Here is a 20543-nt window from a genome sequence, read left to right as displayed (position 1 = left end):
ATATTCACCTACCTAACTGCTCCTATTTCATTAGCTATTTTACTTAAAGTTGAATCCATAATTTGTACAACCTTTTGATTAGCCTCAAAGGCCCTTAAATTTGCCATTAATGCTGATGTTACATCAATCATATCTACATTTGATGATTCTTTAGCTCTATTTTGTATTTTATAATTATTTGTTCCTATTGGATTTTCACCTGTAAAGAGATTTTGTCCAACTTTATTTAACCCATCATAATTTTCAAAATCTACTATGCTAAATTTGTAAGATATCTTTGAATCTAATAACAAATTATTATTGTTATCAACAGATACTTTTTTATTACCCACATAAATTGGTTCAACTCTGTTAGTAATCTGATTAACTCCTAATACATTTTCACCTGAAGAAGTAACTAAATACCCTTTACTATCAACTTTGAATACTCCATCTCGTGTATATGCTATATTCCCATCATTATCTCTTACAGTAAAAAATCCATCTCCTAATATAGCAAAATCAGTGTCACTTTCCGTATCAACTATTGTTCCTTGAGAGTAATTTGTTACTGTCTCATCTATTTTCACACCTGGATTCAAACTTCCTATTTGTTGTCTTTTACCTTCTCCATTAATATATCTATCTTTATTACTTAGCACTATTTCATCAAAGCTCTTAGAAACTAATGTTTCTGATTTATACCCTATAGTGTTTATATTAGCCATATTATTGCTTATTACGCCTTGATTAGCTTGTAAATTTATCATTGCTGATATTGATGAATACATTCCTCTTAACATAATTACCTCCCTAAGCTATATTGTAATTAAGCCTTTTCATTATATTTCTTAAGTTAACTATTGCTCTACTATGTAATTGTGATACTCTTGATTCAGATACTTCTAAAATCATTCCAATCTCTCTTAAATTCAATTCTTCATAATAATATAAAGATAAAACTAGCTTATCCTTTTGCTTAAGCATATCTATAGCCTTAGAAAGTATCTCTAATTTTTCCTCTTCCTCAATAACGTGTAATGGCAATAAAGTCTTATCATCCTTTATCGTATCTATAAGACTTATATCATTATTTCCTTGAAATATAACTGTATCTAAAGATGTTGTTGTCATAAGATGAATACTATTTTCTATTTTTTTAACTTCTTTTATAGATATATTTAAATATTTAGATATTTCAGTCTCAGTAGGTTCCCTTAATAAGTTATTTTGTAAATCTTGTATAGCAGAATTGTATTTATTTATCATTGATACATCTTTTCTTGAAATTGGAGAGTGTCTCCTTATTTCATCTATTATATAAGATTTGATCTTTAATGATGCATATGTTGAAAACTTACAGTTCCTATCTTCGTCATATTTATCAGCAGCATCTATAAGCCCCATTGTTCCATAACTTACTAAATCCTCATATTCTATTCCAATACTTTCTGTATAATACTTAGATGCTATATATCTTACTAAATTCATATTTTCTAATATGTATTTTTCTTGTTCTGATTTCATCAACTCAATACCCTCCCCTACTATATACTAACTGTAGCCTGCGCTTTTATTTGAACTTCATTTGGTATTTCATTTAGCGAAAGCACAGATACATTCGGAAATACCATCTCAACAAGTTTTCTAAATGGTGCTCGTATTTTTGGCGAAACTAAAATTATTGGCCTATTATTATAAAAATCAATGTTTTCACTTATATTTTTTATACTGCTAAAAATTTTATTTGTATTATCTGGATCTACTGCTGGATAAGTTCCATGGGCAGATTTTTGTAAGCTATTAGATATTAATCTTTCAACATCACTTGATAATGTTGCGACATTTATATAGTTATTTTCATCTATAAGCTCCGAACAAATTCCTTTGCTTAACGCCATTCTTACATACTCAGTCAACAATTCAATATCTTTTGTATTTATGGCATTATCAGCTAAAGTTTCAAGTATTGTTACTCTATCTTTTATTGATACTTTTTCCTTAAGTAAATTTTGTAATACCTTTTGAACCTCTCCTAATGTCATTAAATCTGGTATAAGCTCATCTACAACTACACTATATCTATCTTTAGTTGCATCTATTATAGCTTTAACTTCTTCCCTTCCCATTAATTCATGAGATTTTTCCTTTATTATTTCTAACAAATGAGTAACTAATATAGTGGAAGGATCTACTAACGTATATCCTTTTAATTCAGCTTCTTCAACTTTATCTTTAGTTATCCACATAGCATCTAACCCAAAACTTGGTTCAATTGCTCTTATTCCCTCTATATCTAACCCTAATCCCATAGGATCCATACATAAAATCATTGTTGGCATTAAGTCATATGTAGCTACTTTATTTCCCTTTATTTTTATACAATATTGATTTGGATTTAATTGTAGATTATCTCTTATTCTTATCGGTTGAACTATTATTCCCATATCTATTGCACATTGTCTTCTTATTGAAGATATTCTTTGTAATAAATCTCCTCCACCACTTTCATCAGCTAAAGGTATAAGGCCATACCCTATTTCAACCTCTAATGGTTCTACACTCAATAAATCTGTTACATCTTCTACTTCATTTAACGTAGCACTTTCATCTACTGCTACTTCATTATTTACAATTTCATTTCTACTTTCTTGCTCACTCTTTCTTAATACAAAGCCAATTGCAACACATCCAATACCAAGTGTTAAAAAAGATAACTTAGGTAATCCTGGTATCATTCCAAGTATAAGTAGTACTACACCTGTTATTGTTATGGCCTTTGGAATAGATGTTAATTGTTTCCCAGCAAGACTAGCAAAGCTTTCATCGCTATTGACTCTAGTTACAAGAATACCTGCTGAAGTCGATATTAATAACGCTGGTATTTGACTAACAAGTCCATCTCCAATAGTTAAACTTATAAAGTTTTGAGCTGCTTCTCCAAACTCCATATCTAACATCATGACTCCAATTATTATTCCACCTATTATATTTATTAAGGTAACTATTATCCCTGCTATAGCATCACCTTTTACGAACTTAGATGCACCATCCATAGATCCATAAAAGTCTGCCTCCTGTTGCAACTCTTTTCTTCGTTTCCTAGCAGTTGTTTCATCTATCATACCTGCATTTAAATCTGCATCTATAGCCATCTGTTTACCTGGCATAGCATCTAATGTAAATCTTGCAGATACCTCTGAAACTCTTCCTGATCCATTAGTAATTACTACAAATTGTATTATTATAATTATTAAGAATATAATTATTCCTACTACATAGTTACCTCTTACAACAAAACTTCCAAAGGATTCAATTATATTTCCAGCATAACCTTCTCCTAAAATAAGTCTTGTTGAGGAAATATTAAGCCCTAATCTAAATAATGTTGTTATTAATAATATTGTTGGAAATATTGATAATTGTAGTATATTAGTTGAAAATAAAGTCATAAGTAAAATCAATACTGACAAACTAATATTTATTACTAGTAATATATCAAGAACAAATGAAGGCAATGGTATTATAATCATTAGTATTATTCCAATTACCCCAAAGGCAACTAATATATCAAATCTATTTTTAATGTTGAATTTACTCATTTATAACCTCTCTATTTATTCTTTTTATATCTATTTTTTATTTTATATACAGCAACTAAAACTTGAGCTACTGCCTCATACATATCTGCTGGAACTTCCTGATCCACATCTACTTCTCTATACATAAGTCTTGCTAACGGTATGTTCTCTATTATAGGAATATCATTTTCTTTAGCTATCTCTCTTATCTTCATAGCCAAAACATCAGCTCCTTTTGCAATTACCGTAGGGGCTGAATCTACATCCCTTTCATACTTAATAGCTATTGATATATGAGTTGGATTTGTTATTATCACAGTTGCTTCTCTTGCATTTTGAATCATTCTCTGACTAGACATCTGTCTCTGCCTTTGTCTAATTTGAGACTTTACAAGAGGGTCCCCTTCTGACTGTTTATATTCTTCCTTCACTTCTTGCTTAGTCATTTTCAAGTTTTTCTTATGAGAATATAATTGGTAAGCAAAATCTATAGCACCAATAACTATTGCTATAAGTATTGCTATACTAAATAGTTCTTTTACTATTTCAATTATTGAATAAATTAAATATGGAAAATAAATATCTCCCAACTTCAAAATATCTATATATTTTTTTGAAATGAATGAATATCCTATATATCCAAGAACTATTAATAAAATAGTGTTTTTTATTGCCGATACCGCTGCTTTTTGTGAAAATATATTTTTAAATCCACTTATAGGGTTTAACTTTGAAAACTTAGGTTTTATTGCTTCTTTACTAAATAAAAATCCTGTTTGTGCTACATTCGATATAACTCCTAGCATCATAATTACAACACCTATAGGTATAAATATTTTGGCATAATTAAACAATCCATCAACTAGTAAAGAATGTCCCATTCCATTAGTTATATCAGTATTAAAGTTCATGGTTAAAGACGAGGAGATAATTATTTTTAATTGTTTTATTGAACTATTAAGCATTATGTAAATGCAACCTACAGCACCTATTAAAGTAAAAGCATTTGAGACTTCCTTACTTTTTGCTATATTACCTTTTTTACGCTCATCTTTTTTCCTTTTGGCGGTAGGTTGTTCTGTCTTATCTGATGCAGACAAAGTATCTCCCCCTAAATTTATATTTATGTGTTTTAAATTAATTCACTTATTAAATTTATAATTGGACCACTATATGCTAATGTTCCTTCTAACACATCTATTAATCCCTTAAACATATCCTGTATTTGATTTAAAATAAAAGGCAATGCGCTCATTAAAAATATTATTCCTACCAACATCTTTAATGGCATTCCTATAATCATTACATTTAAGCCTGAAATACTTCTTGATATTATTCCTGTTATTAAATCAGTTAATATTAATACAATTATTACTGGTATTGCCAGCTTTATTCCTATAATAAAATACTGTGTAAATACATGTATTATATAACTTAGATTATTTTCTAATATAGAGTATCCTATAGGTATTAAGTTAAAGCTTTTTTGTATAGAATCAATCAAAATATGATGGGCATCTACCACAAAAAATATTACAATTCCTACAAAGTACATTAAGTTTTCAATTATAGTTGATTGACTTTGAGTATTAGGGTCATATGTACTTGCCATAGATAATCCTAATTGGTTATCTATTAACTTACCCGCCATCTTCAATGTATAAAAACATATATTAACTATATACCCTAATACTAATCCATTAGCTGTTTCAATAGCAGTACATCTTATCAGTTCATAAAAGTTGTTTATTTCTATATTTACGTCTACGTTAATTCCTATTGCTATTGATAAGAAAAGTGAAAATGCAACCTTAAACAATTTAGGTGTTCCGTTCGGAAATATTATATTAGTAGCTATAAAGAACGCTGTTAGCCTAAAAAATACATATATTATCATAATTATTTAGCTATTGATGATATCATATTAAATAACTCTGTCGTAAGCATAACTAATTTATTTAACATCCATGGTCCACATAAAACTAAAACTAAAATTATAGTTACTAGTTTAGGTACGAAGGTCAAAGTTTGTTCTTGAATTTGCGTTGTAGCTTGAAAGATACTTATTACTAGTCCAACTATTAACGATATAAGGAGTATCGGACCTGCTACCATTATTCCTGCTACTAATGCTTTTTTAACTATTGTCATTATCATTATTTCACTCATATTTTTCTCCTATCATATAAAACTCTCAATTAGGGACTTAACTAATAAGTTCCATCCATCAACCATTACGAATAAAAGCAATTTAAATGGTAATGAAATCATTGCAGGTGGAAGCATAAACATTCCCATAGACATTAAAGTACTAGATACTATAAGATCTACAACTAAAAATGGTATATAAATTATAAAACCTATTTGAAAGGCTGTTTTTAACTCACTTATTGCAAATGCTGGCACTATTATATTAAGTGGTAACTCTTCTCTATCTATATTTTCACCTTTGATTGATGAGTTGTTTACAAATAACTCTAAATCTTTTTCTCTTGTATTCTTAAGTAAAAACTCTACTATTGGTTTTTTTAACTCTTCATAAGCTTGTTCATCATTTATTTCTTCACCCATATAAGGCTGTATAGAGTTTTGATTTATTTTTTCTACAACAGGACTCATAATAAACATGGTCATACACAAAGCTAATCCAATTAATATAGTATTAGGTATTGTTTGTTGAGCCCCTAATGCAGACTTTATAAATGAAAATGTAATTATTATTCTTACAAAGCTTGTCATCATAATTAGTATCGTTGGCAATAGCATAAGAATAGTCATAAAGAATAACATCTGCATACTTGAAGTTAATTCTGTATTAGATAAAATTTCGCTTATTATATCCATCTTTTCTTTTTCCTTTAAAGTTGTTATTTAATATTTCTTTAAAATTTATCTCAGATACTGCTGATAAACTTATAGAAGCTCTTTTCTCTTTTTTAGCATTAATAATTTCATTAACATCTTCTTCACTTAATTCTTTAATTACTTCCGTGTGATGAGCTGAAGATACTAATACACATCCTGTTTTTCCTGTTCTTATTACATATAATGTCGTATCTTTAGTCATATTAAATCTTTCAATAACCTGAGTATATGAACCTATATTTAACGTTTCTATACTCTTTCTACTAAGTCTTAGCGAAATTATTATTAAAGAAACTATAATCGGTACTATTATAATTATGTTAATCCAGTATTCTATAAGTGTTTTATCCATTATCTACTCTGTAGTCTCCTTTTGTTGAACTATTAATATATCAACTCTTCTATTTATCTCCATATTTGCACTTGATGTATTTTCTACTAAAGGTCTATTTTCTCCATACCCTGTCGCTGAAAATCTAGCAGGATCAAGCCCTTTTTCATTAATAAAGTACTTAACTACAGCAACTGCTCTAGCAGTAGATAGCTCCCAGTTAGATGGATATACATAAGAATTTATAGGTCTATTGTCTGTATGTCCTTGCACCATAATTTCATTATCAATCTGTGGTATTATACTGCTTATTACATCAAGAGCTTCAAAGCTCTCACTTTTCAATATAGCTTTAGATGAATCAAACAGTATACTATTTCCTAATTGAAGAATTACTCCTGCATCTTCTTCCCTTATTGTTATAACGTCACTTAATCCATTTTCTTCAATAATCGTAGTTACTTTTTCAACTAATATATCGTATGGATTTTTACTACCTACTCCAGGCTCTAAAATTTCCACTTCATCTCCTATTGGTTCAACAACCATTGGAGTTCCACTTACCTGCCCCTTAAGTGATGATGCAATTTGTTTTAACTTTTCATTATCAATAGTAGAAAATGAATATAATAGTATAAAAAATGTTAGCAATAATGTTATGGTATCTGCGTAAGTATCCATCCATGCATTTGTATTAATATCATCTTGCTTTCTTCTTCTACGCTGCATGTTTATTCATCCTCTTATTTAATATTCCATCGTTTAAATATTTGGCTTTTTCTTCTACAGTTAAAAAGCTTACTAATTTCTCCTCTAACACTCTTGTTGATTCAGCATTTTTTATACTTAAGATACCAACTAATATCATTTCTCTTATCTCAACTTCTTTTTCGCCCTTATTTTGAAGATTAAACCCAAGAGGATTTAAAACTAAATTTGCAAGCAATGCTCCGTAGAAGGTTGTTATAAGAGCCTTTGCCATACCACTTGCTATATTGTCTGGGTTATCCAACTGTGCCAACATTTCTATTAACCCAATTAATGTACCTATCATACCAAAGGCTGGTGCAAATGAACCCCATGCTTTAAATATCTTTGCACCTTTGTTATATCTATTTTCTACTTCTGAAATATTAGTATTTAAAATATCTACTATTAATTCTGTTTCAACACCATCTACTACTAATTCTAGCCCAGTTCTTAAAAAATCATCTTCTATGTCTTCTATATCTTCTTCTATTGAAAGTAATCCATTTTTTCTAGATTTCATAGATAAATTTTTAAAAGTGTCTATCATTTCAACTTTAGATACAGCTGGTGTCGTAAATAAACTTTTAGTCATCTTTAAAATATTTATCATTTCATCTAGTGGAAATGTTATAAGTAAAGCAGAAAATGAACCACCAATAGTTATGATTATGGACATCACATCGTAAAAACCACCTAAACCAACTTCACCACTTGATATTGCAAATATGATAAGACTTATTCCTAATAACAATCCAATTGGTGTTAATATATCTTGTTTCTTCATAATTAACCTCTTATTTATCTCTTAAGATTTATTATTTCTTGTAATAATTCATCACTTGTAGTTATTACCTTACTTGAAGCTTGGAATGCTCTTGTTGTAACTATCATATCCGTAAACTCCTCTGATAAATCTACATTTGACATTTCTATTGCTCCTTGTATTACCGAACCCGAAACTGCACTGTTATTTACAACATCTCCTGAAGCAACTGTTGCCTTGTATATATTTCCACCTATCATCTCTAAACCTTCTGGATTTGGAAATGTTGCTACATTTATAGTTCCAAGTTCTACTTTATTACCATCTTTCTCTATACCTGTAATAGCTCCATCTTTCCCCACAGTAAATGATATATATGTAGATAAATCAATAGTTATCGGATCGCCATCTGAATTTAACACTCTATATCCTTCAGCTGTTACTAATTGACCATTAGTATCTATATTAAATGATCCATCTCTCGTATATCCAATCTCCCCATCGCCTAAATCTATTACAAAAAATCCATCTCCATCAAGAGCTAAATCTGATGGTCTTCCAGTTGGTTGTAATGAACCTTGAGTCATATACTTATTTATTCCTATAACTTTTGTTCCAATCCCTACTTGTCCAGGATTTACTCCACCTACTGTAGCTGATGCTCCACTTGCATATATCATACTTTGATTTAAGGCATCTGAAAATCTTGCACTGGATTTTTTAAATGCTGTCGTTCCAACATTAGCTACATTATTACCTACTATGTCCATCTTTACTTGATTAGCTTTCATTCCACTTATTCCCGAATACATTGATCTTAACATTTTTCCTTACCCCTTTACTCTTCTATATTTTTACTTTCATTTACTTTAACAAGCTCTGAATATTCGAATTCTTTCACTTCTCCATTTTCTAATTTTAGTTCTAAAACTACAGTTCCATCCTTTACTGCTACGCTTTGGACCTTTCCTGAATAATCTTGATACTTTCCATCCTCATCTAAAGATGATACTTCAACATTTTTTCCTATTAATGATGATGCTGTTTGTAATGCACTATTAACTAAAACTCCATTATTTACTCCTATTAAATACTCCATTGAATCATTAAGAGTCATCATTTGCTCTAGACTAGAAAACTGAGCTAATTGAGTAATATATTGCGTTGGATCCTGAGGATTAAAAGGATCTTGGTTAGCCATTTGACCTACTAACATCTTTAAAAATATATCTTTGTCAGTTTCCTTTCCTGCTTCCACAATAGGAGTTCCATTTTCTGTTTTTCCATACATTGTGCTTTTTATATTTGATATCTCCATATGACCCTCCTATATTAATAAATTGATATTTGTCTCTTCAGATACCTTATTTATTTCTTCTTCTGAATCTTTACCATTAGTAAATGTATTTTTTCTTTCTTCTTTTGAAGTATTTCTATTAAACTGTTGATTTAAATCACCTGAAAAATCACCATGACCATAATTTTTAATTTCTACCGATACTTGACTTAATTTAATATCTAAATTTAATAAATGACTCTCTACATCCTTGATATTCTCATTTATTAATTTAAAGGTTTCACTACTTGATGAAGTAATAATAACTTTGTTTTCCCCTTTACTCTTTATTAACTTTATAGTTAATTCTCCTAACTCCTTAGGATTTATCTTTAAAGTTAAATCCTCAATCCCGTTATTTTTTAGATATCTAATTGCTTGTCCTATATCATCTACTATATAACCACTTCTAATCTCTACCGGTTTTATATCAGTAATGTCTTCCATTAAATTTTTTTCTAAATTAGATATATTATTTAAGATATTTAAATCATTATCACCAGACTCTATCTCTTTAGAAGGTAATATAGTATCACTATTACCTTCACTAATTTTCAATAATATATTTTTATCCTTGTCTAAATAATTATCTTCTACATATCGGATTTGCTTAAAATTATTATTTATTAAGTTTGCAACTGTACTGCCATTACTTTCTTTATTTAAGTTATTTTCTAAACCCTTCTTAATATCTTCAATTAACTTGATTTCAGTATTGCTATTATCTTTAATTAATAAACTATTTTTATGTATATCTTTTATTTCTTTTCTAACACTCTCTACTGTTCTATTAATAATATCTTCTAACTTATTATTTATAAGCTTTATCTCTGAACTATTTAAATTAATATCATTTAATACTGTAGCTATTTTATCTTTATTTAATTTTGTATTAAGTTCACTTAATCTTTCTGGATTTATTTTCTCTATAATTGAATCTAGCTCTTCTATTTTTTTACTATCAACATCATTATTGATATTTAATTTACTTATTAATGAATATATAATTTGTAATAATTCATCTTTAATCTCTACTTCTTCATCTTGAATATCTTTAAAAAAAATATTATCAACTTCATTTTCTAAAATAGATGAGAATCCTGTTTCGCTTTTTTCTGTTTTTTTATCATTATTAATCGAGTTATTCATTGCCATTGATAACATATCTATCTTCATATTTATCCAGCTCCTAACCTACGCTACTTTTATTTCTTAAGTACGCATACATTCCAAACTCATCATTTATAATTTGCTCCTTATGATCCTCACTCTTTTTATGAATCATATATTTATTATCTTTGAGTTTTTCTAAGGATTTTCTTTCAATTTGTTTATTCATTAAATCAACTCTGGCTTTATTTACTACTTCCTCTTTTTGGTTTAATTCATCATTAGTTTCATCAATCATTGTTGATATAAAATTCAAATAGTTTGAAGTTATTTTTCTCTCTACTATATTTTCAATATTTATTGAATCAGAGTATTTTTCGTAACTAACTTCTAGACCTTTTAACTTTTCTTCTACTTCTCTTTTTTCATTCTGAGCTTTCGAATAGTTTATTTTACTTTCATCTTCATTTTTAACCTTAATATCTAATACCTTTTGAAGACTAAACTTGAAGTTTTCCATATAACCTCTTCTCCTTATGCAAATATGTTTTTTAAGCTACTTATATTTTCATCAAATGTATTTTTTTCATTTATCCCTTGCTTTAAAAATTCATTCACCTTATCGATATAATCTATAGCTATATCTATCTTTTTATTTGATCCTCTTTCGTAAGCTCCAATGTTTATTAAATCTTCAGCCTCTTTGTAAGTTGCAATTATATCTCTCGCAAAAGATGCTACTTCTTTATGTTCGTCTTCACATATATCATTCATAAGACGACTTACACTATTTGAAATATCTATAGCTGGATAATGATTCTTATATGCCAATGCCCTAGATAAAACTATATGTCCATCAAGAATACCTCTTACAGCATCAGCAATTGGTTCATTAAAATCATCTCCATCAACTAGCACTGTATAAAAAGCAGTTATTGAGCCTTTATCAGAAAGTCCTGTTCTTTCCATAAGCTTAGGTAATTCCGCAAATACTGATGGAGTATACCCCTTCTGTGCCGGTGGTTCTCCTATAGCAAGTCCAACTTCTCTTTGAGCCATCGCAAATCTAGTTACAGAATCCATCATTAGTATTACCTTTTTTCCTTGATCTCTAAAATACTCAGCAATTGAAGTTGCAGTTAACGCTCCCTTAAGTCTTACTAATGGTGGTTTATCCGATGTAGCACAAACTACTACAGATCTTTTCATACCTTCTGGACCTAAATCCCTTTCTATAAAGTCCATAACTTCTCTACCTCTTTCACCTACCAATGCAATAACATTAACATCAGCTTCAGCTGCTCTTGCTATCATTCCTAAAGTTGTACTTTTACCTACTCCACTACCTGCAAATATCCCTATTCTTTGCCCTTCACCACAAGTTATAAATCCATCAATTGCCTTTATTCCAGTAGGCATTATATGTTTAATTCTCTTACGCTTCATAGGATCTGGCGGCTTATTAGATAAACTGTATCTCTCTCCTGCTTCTATCTTATATTCATCTATAGGATTCCCTAATGGATCTATTACTTTACCCAGAAGCTCCTCGCTGCACCTAACACTACAAGGATTTCCACTAGCAACCACTCTACAGCCTGGACCTATTCCAACTAATGTACCTAATGGCATTAATATAATTTCATTTTCTCTAAATCCAACTACTTCACAACTTATTGGATTATTAAACTGATTATATATTGTACATAACTCTCCCACCGAAGTTTTTAATCCCTCAACTTCAACAGTTAATCCAATAATTTTTTTAACTTTCCCCTCTGATATATATGGAGTTATATTATTAATCTTTTTAATCACCTTATTAAAATCTATAGATATCATATTTCCTCCACTATAATAGTTCCGATCTTATCTTTTCTAAAACCCCATCTATTCCTACTATTAATTTTCCACTACCTGTTTCTATTTCTACATTTCCCTTTTCTATATCTGAATCACATATAACAAATACTCTCTGAGTTAAATCAAGCTTATTTTTTATATCACTAATTTGTAATTGATTTATATATGTCGGATTTATCTTTATTACCATATCTTTTTTTAAGTTATATTCCTTTATTACATTCTCTAAAAGCTTGTTCATAGTATCAGTGTCTTCAAACTTTTCCCTAAGAACCTGCTCTGCTATTTCTATAGATACCTGTAAAATATTATTCTTACTCTCTTTTATATAATCTGCTGCTTCACTTCTTATTTGCAGTAAAGTTTTGTATCCTTCATCTTTTATTGCTCTACTTTCCTTAATTGCTTTATCTATATTTTTCTGATATGCTTCTTTAAATCCATCTTCATACCCATTTTTTAATCCTTGCTCATATCCTAATTCATAAGCTTTTCTCTCTATATCTTTTGCTTCAATATTAGCCTCATTTAATATCTTTTCTATCTCTAAAGAAGTCTTTTTAGAAATATTGTTATATTCTTCTTTCGCTTCAACTATTTTTCTTTCTATATCTTCTTTTTCTTTAATCAACTTTTCCGGTATATTACTTACTACTTCTCCATCATCTGATATACTAAAGCTTAATTTCCCCTCTATATGAATCTGTTTTTTTCTAAGTATATTATTGCTATTAGACAACGAGCTCTTCCTCCGTTCCCTTACTTATACTTATTTGTCCTTCATATTCTAAGTTTCTAACAACCTTTACTATATTTCTCTTAGATTCTTCTATCTGTGAAACCTTCACTGGCCCTAATAAGCTAATTTCTTCCTTAAGAACTTCAGCTGCTCTATTAGATTGATTTCTAAATATTACTTCTGATATGCTATTGCCACTTCCCTTAAGTGCAATAGCTACATCTTTTAAATCTACTTCCTTCAATATTCTTTGGATTGAATTATTATCTAGAGTTAATATATCTTCAAAAGCAAACATACTAGATTTAACTTTTTCAGCTAAAATAGTGTTTTTAACTTCTAGGAAATTCATAATATTTTTTTCCGTTCTTCCATCTACCTTACTTAAAATATCTATTAAATTATCAAATCCATCTGAGTGACCTATTTTCTTTTCACTTATTGATGCTAATTTTTCTTCAAGAATCTTATCTACAGCTTTTATTACTACAGGAGATATTCTCTCTATTGATCCTAGTTTTAAAGCAACTTCTCTTTGTAGGTCCTCATTTAAATTACATATTATTTGTGCAGACTTTTCTGGTTGAATATGAGCTAAAACTATAGCTATAGTTTGAGCGCTTTCTCCATGTATACATGAAAGTATTTGATTTGCATCAGCTTTCCTAGCAGCTGTAAAAACCTTAGTGTAAGCTTCATAGTTTATACCTTCCATAAGTTTGCTTGCTTTAGAGTCATCAAAGCTTCCTTGAATAAGACTCTTCGCATAATCTATTCCACCTTCTATTGAAAAATCTCTACTTTTTCTTATCTCTAAAAACTCGTTTAATATTTTTCTTCGTTCATCCGCAGTAACTGTATGTAACCCTGCTATTTCAACTCCTATTTTTTGTATTTGCTTATCTGATAGATTTTTTATTATGTTAGATGACAAATCAACACCTATAGTCATTAGTAATACAGCAGCTTTTCTCGCACCACTTATCTTATCCTTTTTTATATCCCCTAAATCATAGGCATTCCCTCTAATTAAAATATCTTTCTCCACTTTTATCACCTACCTTTAATCATTTATCCAAGTCTTAATTAACTTAGTTACTTCTTCAGGATCTTTCGAAACTATTAATTTAATTTCATCTTCTAGAGTTATCTCTTTCTTAGGTTGTTCTCTTAATTGTGATATTTCATTTATGATATCCTTATTATTTATAGACTCAAAAACTTCATCTATTTCATCTTCCTCTTTTCCTTTTCTACCTCTATAAATTAGTACACTTATAATAATTATTAATATTAAAAGTGCTAATCCACCTGCAATATATGCAATATTAGTTATATCTGGCATCATAGCTTCATCATCAGCAAATACATCCGTTACTTGTCCATTAAATTTCATAGCTACTACCGATAGTTGGTCTCCTCTATTTGTGTCCATTCCTATAGCTGATGAAACCATCTTCTCAACATTAGCTAAAGTCTCTTCTGTAATATCCCCATCTATTGCTACAGAAGCTGTTATACGTTTTACCTCTCCAGTGGTAGTAATAGTTTTTGTTTCTGTTCTGCCTACTTCGTACTCTATTTGCTCTTCTTTAGATGTACTATTGCTATTCTCTCCTTCTCCTGTATTAGTCATATTATTATCTACTGGCGATCCTGTCGCACTACTATCTAGAATTGAATTTTCAGTTCTTAGTTCTGATTTAATTACCTTATCTGGATCTATTTTGATTTCACTTTTTTCTACTGTATCAAAATTCAAATTAGCATTTACAGTAGCCTTAACTTTATCTTTACCAAAAATAGGTTCAAGCATTGAAACTACTGATTTTTGTAACTCTTCGCTTAGCTCTCTTTCTGCCGATCTAGAAGATGCTAATCCAACATTTTTAATTGGATTTCCATTTTCATCATATATATCTTCAGATAGCAAATTCATATTTTGATCTATAACTTCTATATTTTGCTTTGGTACATTTGTGCTACTAGCAGAAACTAAAGACATTATCGACTTTATTTGCGATTCATCTAACTCTCCTCCTGCTTTCAAAGCTATATAAACAGCGGCTTTACCTTCTTTATTTTCATTGGTAAACACAGACTCTTTTCCTTGTGTAATATGTACTCTAGCATCTTCTACTTGTGGAAATGTCTTTATAGTTTTTTCAAGCTCCCCTTGCAACATTCTTAATTTCTTTATTTGAAACTCTTCATCAGTCATAGAAAGGCTTGACCCCTCATCCATTAACTCAAACCCTTTTGAACCATTAGTAATGGTAGAAGATAGTTCTAATCTTAATCTGTCCACTTGCTCCTTTGGAACATATATAGTATTTCCTTCTATTTTAGTCTCAACACCTTTGTCTTCTAAAGCCTTGCTTATGTTGGCTGCATCATATGTATCTAAGCCTGAAAATAGAATTCCATATTTATTCTTAACACTATAATTGAAACTAAATATGATAGCTAACACTATAGCTACTACACCAATTCCTATAGCATATTTCTTATTCTTATCTAACTTTTTGAATCCATCTACTGACTTATTTATGAATTCTTTTATACTTTCTATAAAATTCTTCTGCATATTATTTACCTCTTAATGGATTTTAAAGTTGGATTTTATTTATTTCTTGATATGCTTCAACCATTTTATTTCTTACTTCTATAAGTAATTGCATTGAAAGCTGTGACTCTTGCATTGAAAGCATTACTTCATGCATTGTAATATCATCACCTTTTATAAGGCTTTCTATGCTGTTATCTGCATTTATCTGCTTTTCATTTACATTATTAATCGCATTACTTATGACATCTGAAAAACTCTTTTTCTCATCTATGTTCTTTTCTAAGCTTTGCATTCCTATATTATTTAATAATGAACTTGACCCTATTGATTGTATATTCATAACCTACCCACTACCTTCCTATTTCTAAAGCTTTAGATATCATATTCTTTTGAGCATTTAATGTATCAACATTCGATTCATATGCTCTTGATGCCGATATTAAATCTGACATTTCAACTAGTAAGTCAACATTAGGATATTCTACATATCCTTCATCATCTGCATCTGGATGACTAGGATCATACTCTCTTTTTAAAGGAGATTTATCTTCTTCTACCTTTGTTGTCTTTACACCTAATAACCCTAACTTTTTATCATAATTTTCAGAGAATATAGCTGTTTTTCTTATATAAGCCCCTCCATCTTCTGTTCTAGTAGTTCTTGAATTTGCAATATTGGATGAAATTACATCTAATCTTAGTCTCTCTGCCGATAAACCGCTTGCACTTATTCTCATACCATTAAATATACTCATATTAATTACCTTCCTGTTATCACACTTTTAGCTATTGCTAATTTTGTATTTGTTACACTAACCAATCCGTTATACATAAGTGTATTTGCGGCTTGATTTACTTTTTCATTTTCTAAATCAATATTATTTCCATCTGTTCTTATTGATGTTGACTTATCCTCTTTAACTTCTATCTTTGGACTTTTATTTATATTGTTTAGAGTTTCTTCGAAAGTTACATATTTTCTCTTGTATCCAGGTGTATTTATATTTGCTATATTATTTGCTATAGTCTTCCCCCTAATCTCAGTAGCATCTAGGCTTGTCTTTAAAAGTCTATATATTTCCATATTTACTCCCCTTCTTATTTTCAATTTTTTTAATTCTCTGAATTTTTTAACAAAAAAAATACTACTCCAAAGAGAGTAGTATTCTAAAAAACATTGTATAAGTATCTACTATTAAAACACATACTTTAATAACAATTATTATTAACTTAAATATAATAATAATTATTATAACTATCGTCTAATATTACATAAACAAAGTCTTAAAACAAAAAGTTCACTGACTCCTTGGCAACTGGCTGGCATGATTTTTAATTTTAGCCCCTATAGCTTTGCGTCACTAGGTTTCCCTAGTTTTGCCTATTCAATTTTAAAATTCTGCAAAAAAATACTACTGTCCGAAGACAGTAGTTAATAAAATTCTATTTAAAAGACAAGTATCTATATTAAGTGTAGGATATAATTACCCTTTATACTTAAATATTATAATAATACTTGTATATTTTAACATGAATCTCAAAACAAAAAGTTCACTGACTCTTCGGCAACTGGCTGGCATGATTTCTAATTTTAGCCCCTATAGCTTTGCGTCCTTAGATTTCCCTAAGTTTGCCATATTTAATTTACAAGTATCATTATATACCCTTTTTCTATTTATTTCTATACTTTTCACAATTTTTTTACATAATTTTACCTATATTTAGAATTATTTTTATAATTACACTTTTTTTGTTATTAAACTTTACTTTTTAAACTTATATTGTAATTATATTAAACAAAGGATAAAGCAATTGCTTTACCCTTATAAAACTAATTATCTTAATAATTGTAATACATTTTGTGGTTGTTGATTTGCTTGAGAAATCATTGATTGAGAAGCTTGAGATAAAATATTTAACTTAGATAAGTTAACCATTTCTTTAGCAACATCTACATCTCTAATTCTTGATTCAGCAGCTGTTAAATTTTCACTTGAAGTAGTTAAGTTACTTTGAGTATATTCTAATCTATTTTGAATAGCTCCCATATTAGCTCTACCAGTATTAATATCTTCAAGTGCCGTATCTATATTTTCTATTAAAGTTTGAGCATTTGCATTAGTATCCACAGCCATAGTTGAAGTACCAGTTATGGCACCTGTATCAGTTGCTATAACTAGACCTGTCAGCGTTTCAGCTATATCCTTTAAGTCTACATTATTTATAGTTCTAGTTTCATCAGTAGCTCCAGCTTGAATAGTTGTTGTTGCTGTTGTTCCATTTAAAACATTGATATCATTAAATTTTGTTTCTTGAGCAATTTTTAACATTTCTTCACCTAAGTGATTAATTTCAGTACTTATCTTTACTCTATCTTCTGCTGATAATGTATCATTGCCAGCTTGAACCGCAAGTTCTCTCATTCTGTGAGCTATGTTCCCAGCCTCTTCTAGAGCCCCTTCTTGAGTTTGAACCATAGAGATACCATCTTGAACATTTCTACTAGCTTGGTCTAATCCTCTAATTTGAGATCTCATTTTTTCAGAGATTGCTAATCCTGCAGCATCATCTCCAGCCTTAGTAATTCTTAATCCTGAAGAAATTTTCTCCATTGAGTTTCCTGATAAAGCAGTATTCTTTGTCATTGCATTGTGTGCTGTTAAAGCATTCATATTTGTGTTTACGATCATTGTAAAACCCTCCTTGATTTTTGACGACATCCTTGTCTTTTATATTCTATAAGGCTTAACTTCCTCTTGAAGAACCTTATGTTATATATATCGGTGTATACTTAAAATACTTTATACTTTTTTTGAAAAAATATTTAAATTTTCTTTTTTTATATTATTGTATAATTTATTTCCTTGGATACTAACTTTATATTCCTTTATTTCTTTTTTAGTATCTTGAATTTTTCTATCTAATAATGATTTAATCTCAAGCTCTAAACCTCTTAATTTTTCTCTATCATACAACAGCTTAAAACTTTCTATTTCATCATTAGCTATTAATACTTTTATAAATCCTTCCCGTTCTTCTATTAACAAATCAAATCCTTCATAATCTTCATCTTGTAGAGATTCTAACATAGCTATAGTTAACTCTTTATACAATTTTATTTTACTTTCCATGCTATACTCACCTACTGATTAACGAAATAATTCATTTGTGAGTTAAGCTTACTCATAGTTGCTTCTAATCTTGCAAATTTAGAATATAACTGTTGTTCTTTTGTCTTCATCTTACTCGTTAACTTTTTAATTTGCTCTTCTTGTTTTCTAATTTGTTCAGAATATAAGTTATTAAGATCAGTTGATGTCTTTTCAATACCTGCTTTTTTAGCGAATATACTAGTAGAACTTCCTACATATTTATACATATTAGTTTTTACTTTATCAAATACACCAGTAGTAATCTTTTCTGCTAAATCTCCATTTTCTTGAAGAACTTTTGTAAATTTATCTACATCAAGTTTTATTTGACCTGGTTTATTGTAATTATCAACACTTGTAATACCTATGTCTGATAAACTCTTACCTAAGCTCTCAAAAGGTCCTAGCATTGCACTTTTCATATCATCCATAAAGGCTCTTAGCTCACTATCATTTCTAAGCATACCTTCTTTAGATTTTTTATCCCAATTTTTTATTTCCTCTTCTGTCATTTCCTTTTTCTGAGCTTCTGTAAGAGGTGGATAACCATTTGATTTTTTCTGAGTTACTAAATCGTAAATATCATCCATTATCTTGTTATAATCATTTATAAAACTTTCTAATTTTTCAACTACAGGAGTTACATCTTGAGTTGAAGTTAAAGATGCTTGTCCAACACCATTTAAGTTATATGTTATTCCATCTATATTAAATGTATTTTTACTTTCATTTAATTCTTTAATCACCTTACCTGCACTATCCATTACAATAACTTCTGCATTTTTTCCTTCAGTTTCACTCATCTTCAAAAAGGATAGCGAATCTGAAGTATCTTTATTAACATAGTTACCATCTGCATCTTTTTCAACATCTATAATTTTCAAAGTTGAACTATCACCAGTAGTATTAGATGAAATAGTTAATTTTCCAGTCATATCACTAAAGGAAGCCTTAACTTCTCCTGGAAAACTTTCATTTATTTTATTTATCAAATCACTTACTTTATCATCTTTATTTATTGTAATAACCTTTGATTCTTTACCTTCACCAGTACTTATTTTGAAAGTAGCTCCATCAACTAATAATCCTAATTCTTCTAGAGTACTATCTTTCTTTATAGTTACTCCATTACTTGCACTTGATGCGCTCATAGTTTTAGATGTAGCTAATCTCTTAACATCAAAGTTATAATTAATATTACTTGCGCTTGAACTACCAGTGGCTGTTATAACACTATTATTAGAGCTATTAACAGTGATAGTGTTAAAGCTTTTGCTTCCTAATATGTAATCCTTAGAAGTTACACTAAAGTATTTATCATAAAAACCCTTTACATTTTTAGTTATATCTCTATATGTTTCCTGCTGCCATTTTACCATCTGTTGATTTTGAAATACTTTATCAATTTTACTTTGTTCACCAGTAAGCATATCCTTTATCATCTGGTCTGTATCCATTCCTGTTGCTAATCCTGGTATTCTAACTGAATTTACTGAAGACATACT

The 20543-nt window shown here is 29.3% G+C and carries 24 protein-coding genes and 2 riboswitches; all 24 genes read right to left on the bottom strand.

What is annotated here, in order from left to right; all coding sequences use genetic code 11:
• Positions 1-8 precede the first annotated feature (8 nt).
• Positions 9-782 carry a flagellar hook-basal body complex protein gene (locus H8S20_RS19220; RefSeq protein WP_186861094.1) on the bottom strand — a complete coding sequence of 258 codons (774 nt, stop codon included), beginning with the start codon at positions 780-782 and terminating at the stop codon, positions 9-11.
• Between the two features lie 10 nt (positions 783-792).
• Positions 793-1506: a sigma-70 family RNA polymerase sigma factor gene (locus tag H8S20_RS19215; protein ID WP_186861145.1), complete on the bottom strand. Its 714-nt coding sequence runs from the start codon at positions 1504-1506 to the stop codon at positions 793-795.
• 20 nt (positions 1507-1526) lie between these two features.
• Positions 1527-3581 (bottom strand): flagellar biosynthesis protein FlhA, encoded by a 2055-nt coding sequence (flhA, locus tag H8S20_RS19210; RefSeq protein WP_186861093.1) that lies wholly within the window; start codon positions 3579-3581, stop codon positions 1527-1529.
• Between the two features lie 11 nt (positions 3582-3592).
• Entirely contained in the window at positions 3593-4660 is a 1068-nt protein-coding gene (gene flhB, locus H8S20_RS19205) for a flagellar biosynthesis protein FlhB (RefSeq protein WP_051986731.1), read from the bottom strand.
• Between the two features lie 32 nt (positions 4661-4692).
• Positions 4693-5457, bottom strand: a complete 765-nt coding sequence (locus H8S20_RS19200; RefSeq protein ID WP_051986729.1) for a flagellar biosynthetic protein FliR — start codon at positions 5455-5457, stop codon at positions 4693-4695.
• Positions 5458-5459: 2 nt separating this feature from the next.
• Positions 5460-5729, bottom strand: coding sequence for a flagellar biosynthesis protein FliQ (fliQ, locus tag H8S20_RS19195; protein ID WP_032117095.1), 270 nt, complete (start codon positions 5727-5729; stop codon positions 5460-5462).
• A 12-nt stretch (positions 5730-5741) separates the two neighbouring features.
• Positions 5742-6404 (bottom strand): flagellar type III secretion system pore protein FliP, encoded by a 663-nt coding sequence (gene fliP, locus H8S20_RS19190; RefSeq protein ID WP_186861092.1) that lies wholly within the window; start codon positions 6402-6404, stop codon positions 5742-5744.
• A complete protein-coding gene (locus H8S20_RS19185; RefSeq protein ID WP_032117093.1) occupies positions 6376-6777 on the bottom strand; it encodes a flagellar biosynthetic protein FliO in 402 nt (133 codons plus the stop codon). The genes fliP and H8S20_RS19185 overlap by 29 nt, the downstream gene beginning before the upstream one ends.
• Positions 6778-6780: 3 nt before the next feature.
• A complete protein-coding gene (locus H8S20_RS19180) occupies positions 6781-7485 on the bottom strand; it encodes an OmpA family protein (RefSeq protein WP_032117092.1) in 705 nt (234 codons plus the stop codon).
• The gene (locus H8S20_RS19175) at positions 7475-8290 is read right to left on the bottom strand and encodes a motility protein A (protein WP_186861091.1); all 816 of its coding nucleotides are present in this window, start codon (positions 8288-8290) and stop codon (positions 7475-7477) included. The genes H8S20_RS19180 and H8S20_RS19175 overlap by 11 nt, the downstream gene beginning before the upstream one ends.
• 14 nt (positions 8291-8304) lie before the next feature.
• Positions 8305-9093: a flagellar basal-body rod protein FlgF gene (gene flgF, locus H8S20_RS19170; protein WP_186861090.1), complete on the bottom strand. Its 789-nt coding sequence runs from the start codon at positions 9091-9093 to the stop codon at positions 8305-8307.
• 14 nt (positions 9094-9107) lie between these two features.
• A complete protein-coding gene (locus H8S20_RS19165) occupies positions 9108-9587 on the bottom strand; it encodes a flagellar hook capping FlgD N-terminal domain-containing protein (protein ID WP_186861089.1) in 480 nt (159 codons plus the stop codon).
• A gap of 9 nt (positions 9588-9596) precedes the next feature.
• Positions 9597-10781, bottom strand: a complete 1185-nt coding sequence (locus tag H8S20_RS19160) for a flagellar hook-length control protein FliK (protein WP_186861088.1) — start codon at positions 10779-10781, stop codon at positions 9597-9599.
• Between the two features lie 13 nt (positions 10782-10794).
• A complete protein-coding gene (gene fliJ, locus H8S20_RS19155; protein ID WP_032117088.1) occupies positions 10795-11235 on the bottom strand; it encodes a flagellar export protein FliJ in 441 nt (146 codons plus the stop codon).
• 14 nt (positions 11236-11249) lie between these two features.
• Positions 11250-12557 carry a flagellar protein export ATPase FliI gene (gene fliI / locus H8S20_RS19150; protein WP_186861087.1) on the bottom strand — a complete coding sequence of 436 codons (1308 nt, stop codon included), beginning with the start codon at positions 12555-12557 and terminating at the stop codon, positions 11250-11252.
• A gap of 10 nt (positions 12558-12567) precedes the next feature.
• On the bottom strand, positions 12568-13317 hold the full coding sequence (locus H8S20_RS19145) for a FliH/SctL family protein (RefSeq protein WP_032117086.1): 750 nt from the start codon (positions 13315-13317) through the stop codon (positions 12568-12570).
• Positions 13310-14365, bottom strand: coding sequence for a flagellar motor switch protein FliG (gene fliG, locus H8S20_RS19140; RefSeq protein ID WP_366456653.1), 1056 nt, complete (start codon positions 14363-14365; stop codon positions 13310-13312). The genes H8S20_RS19145 and fliG overlap by 8 nt, the downstream gene beginning before the upstream one ends.
• Before the next feature lie 15 nt (positions 14366-14380).
• Positions 14381-15904 carry a flagellar basal-body MS-ring/collar protein FliF gene (fliF, locus tag H8S20_RS19135; RefSeq protein ID WP_032117085.1) on the bottom strand — a complete coding sequence of 508 codons (1524 nt, stop codon included), beginning with the start codon at positions 15902-15904 and terminating at the stop codon, positions 14381-14383.
• 22 nt (positions 15905-15926) lie between these two features.
• Complete coding sequence (fliE, locus tag H8S20_RS19130) at positions 15927-16226, bottom strand: flagellar hook-basal body complex protein FliE (protein WP_032117084.1); 300 nt, start codon at positions 16224-16226, stop codon at positions 15927-15929.
• Between the two features lie 10 nt (positions 16227-16236).
• Positions 16237-16641, bottom strand: a complete 405-nt coding sequence (gene flgC, locus H8S20_RS19125) for a flagellar basal body rod protein FlgC (RefSeq protein ID WP_032117083.1) — start codon at positions 16639-16641, stop codon at positions 16237-16239.
• 5 nt (positions 16642-16646) lie between these two features.
• Entirely contained in the window at positions 16647-16970 is a 324-nt protein-coding gene (locus tag H8S20_RS19120) for a flagellar basal body protein (protein WP_032117082.1), read from the bottom strand.
• A gap of 224 nt (positions 16971-17194) precedes the next feature.
• A riboswitch (cyclic di-GMP riboswitch) is annotated at positions 17195-17278 on the bottom strand.
• A gap of 169 nt (positions 17279-17447) precedes the next feature.
• Positions 17448-17531, bottom strand: a riboswitch (cyclic di-GMP riboswitch).
• A 190-nt stretch (positions 17532-17721) separates the two neighbouring features.
• Entirely contained in the window at positions 17722-18576 is an 855-nt protein-coding gene (locus tag H8S20_RS19115; RefSeq protein WP_186861086.1) for a flagellin N-terminal helical domain-containing protein, read from the bottom strand.
• A gap of 111 nt (positions 18577-18687) precedes the next feature.
• Positions 18688-19017 carry a flagellar protein FliT gene (fliT, locus tag H8S20_RS19110; protein ID WP_032117080.1) on the bottom strand — a complete coding sequence of 110 codons (330 nt, stop codon included), beginning with the start codon at positions 19015-19017 and terminating at the stop codon, positions 18688-18690.
• An 11-nt stretch (positions 19018-19028) separates the two neighbouring features.
• Positions 19029-20540, bottom strand: coding sequence for a flagellar filament capping protein FliD (gene fliD, locus H8S20_RS19105; RefSeq protein ID WP_186861085.1), 1512 nt, complete (start codon positions 20538-20540; stop codon positions 19029-19031).
• Positions 20541-20543 lie beyond the last annotated feature (3 nt).

This window comes from Clostridium hominis (assembly GCF_014287825.1).
In the GTDB taxonomy this organism is placed as follows: Bacteria; Bacillota; Clostridia; order Clostridiales; family Clostridiaceae; genus Clostridium; species Clostridium hominis.
This window is presented reverse-complemented; position numbering and strand designations above follow the sequence as displayed.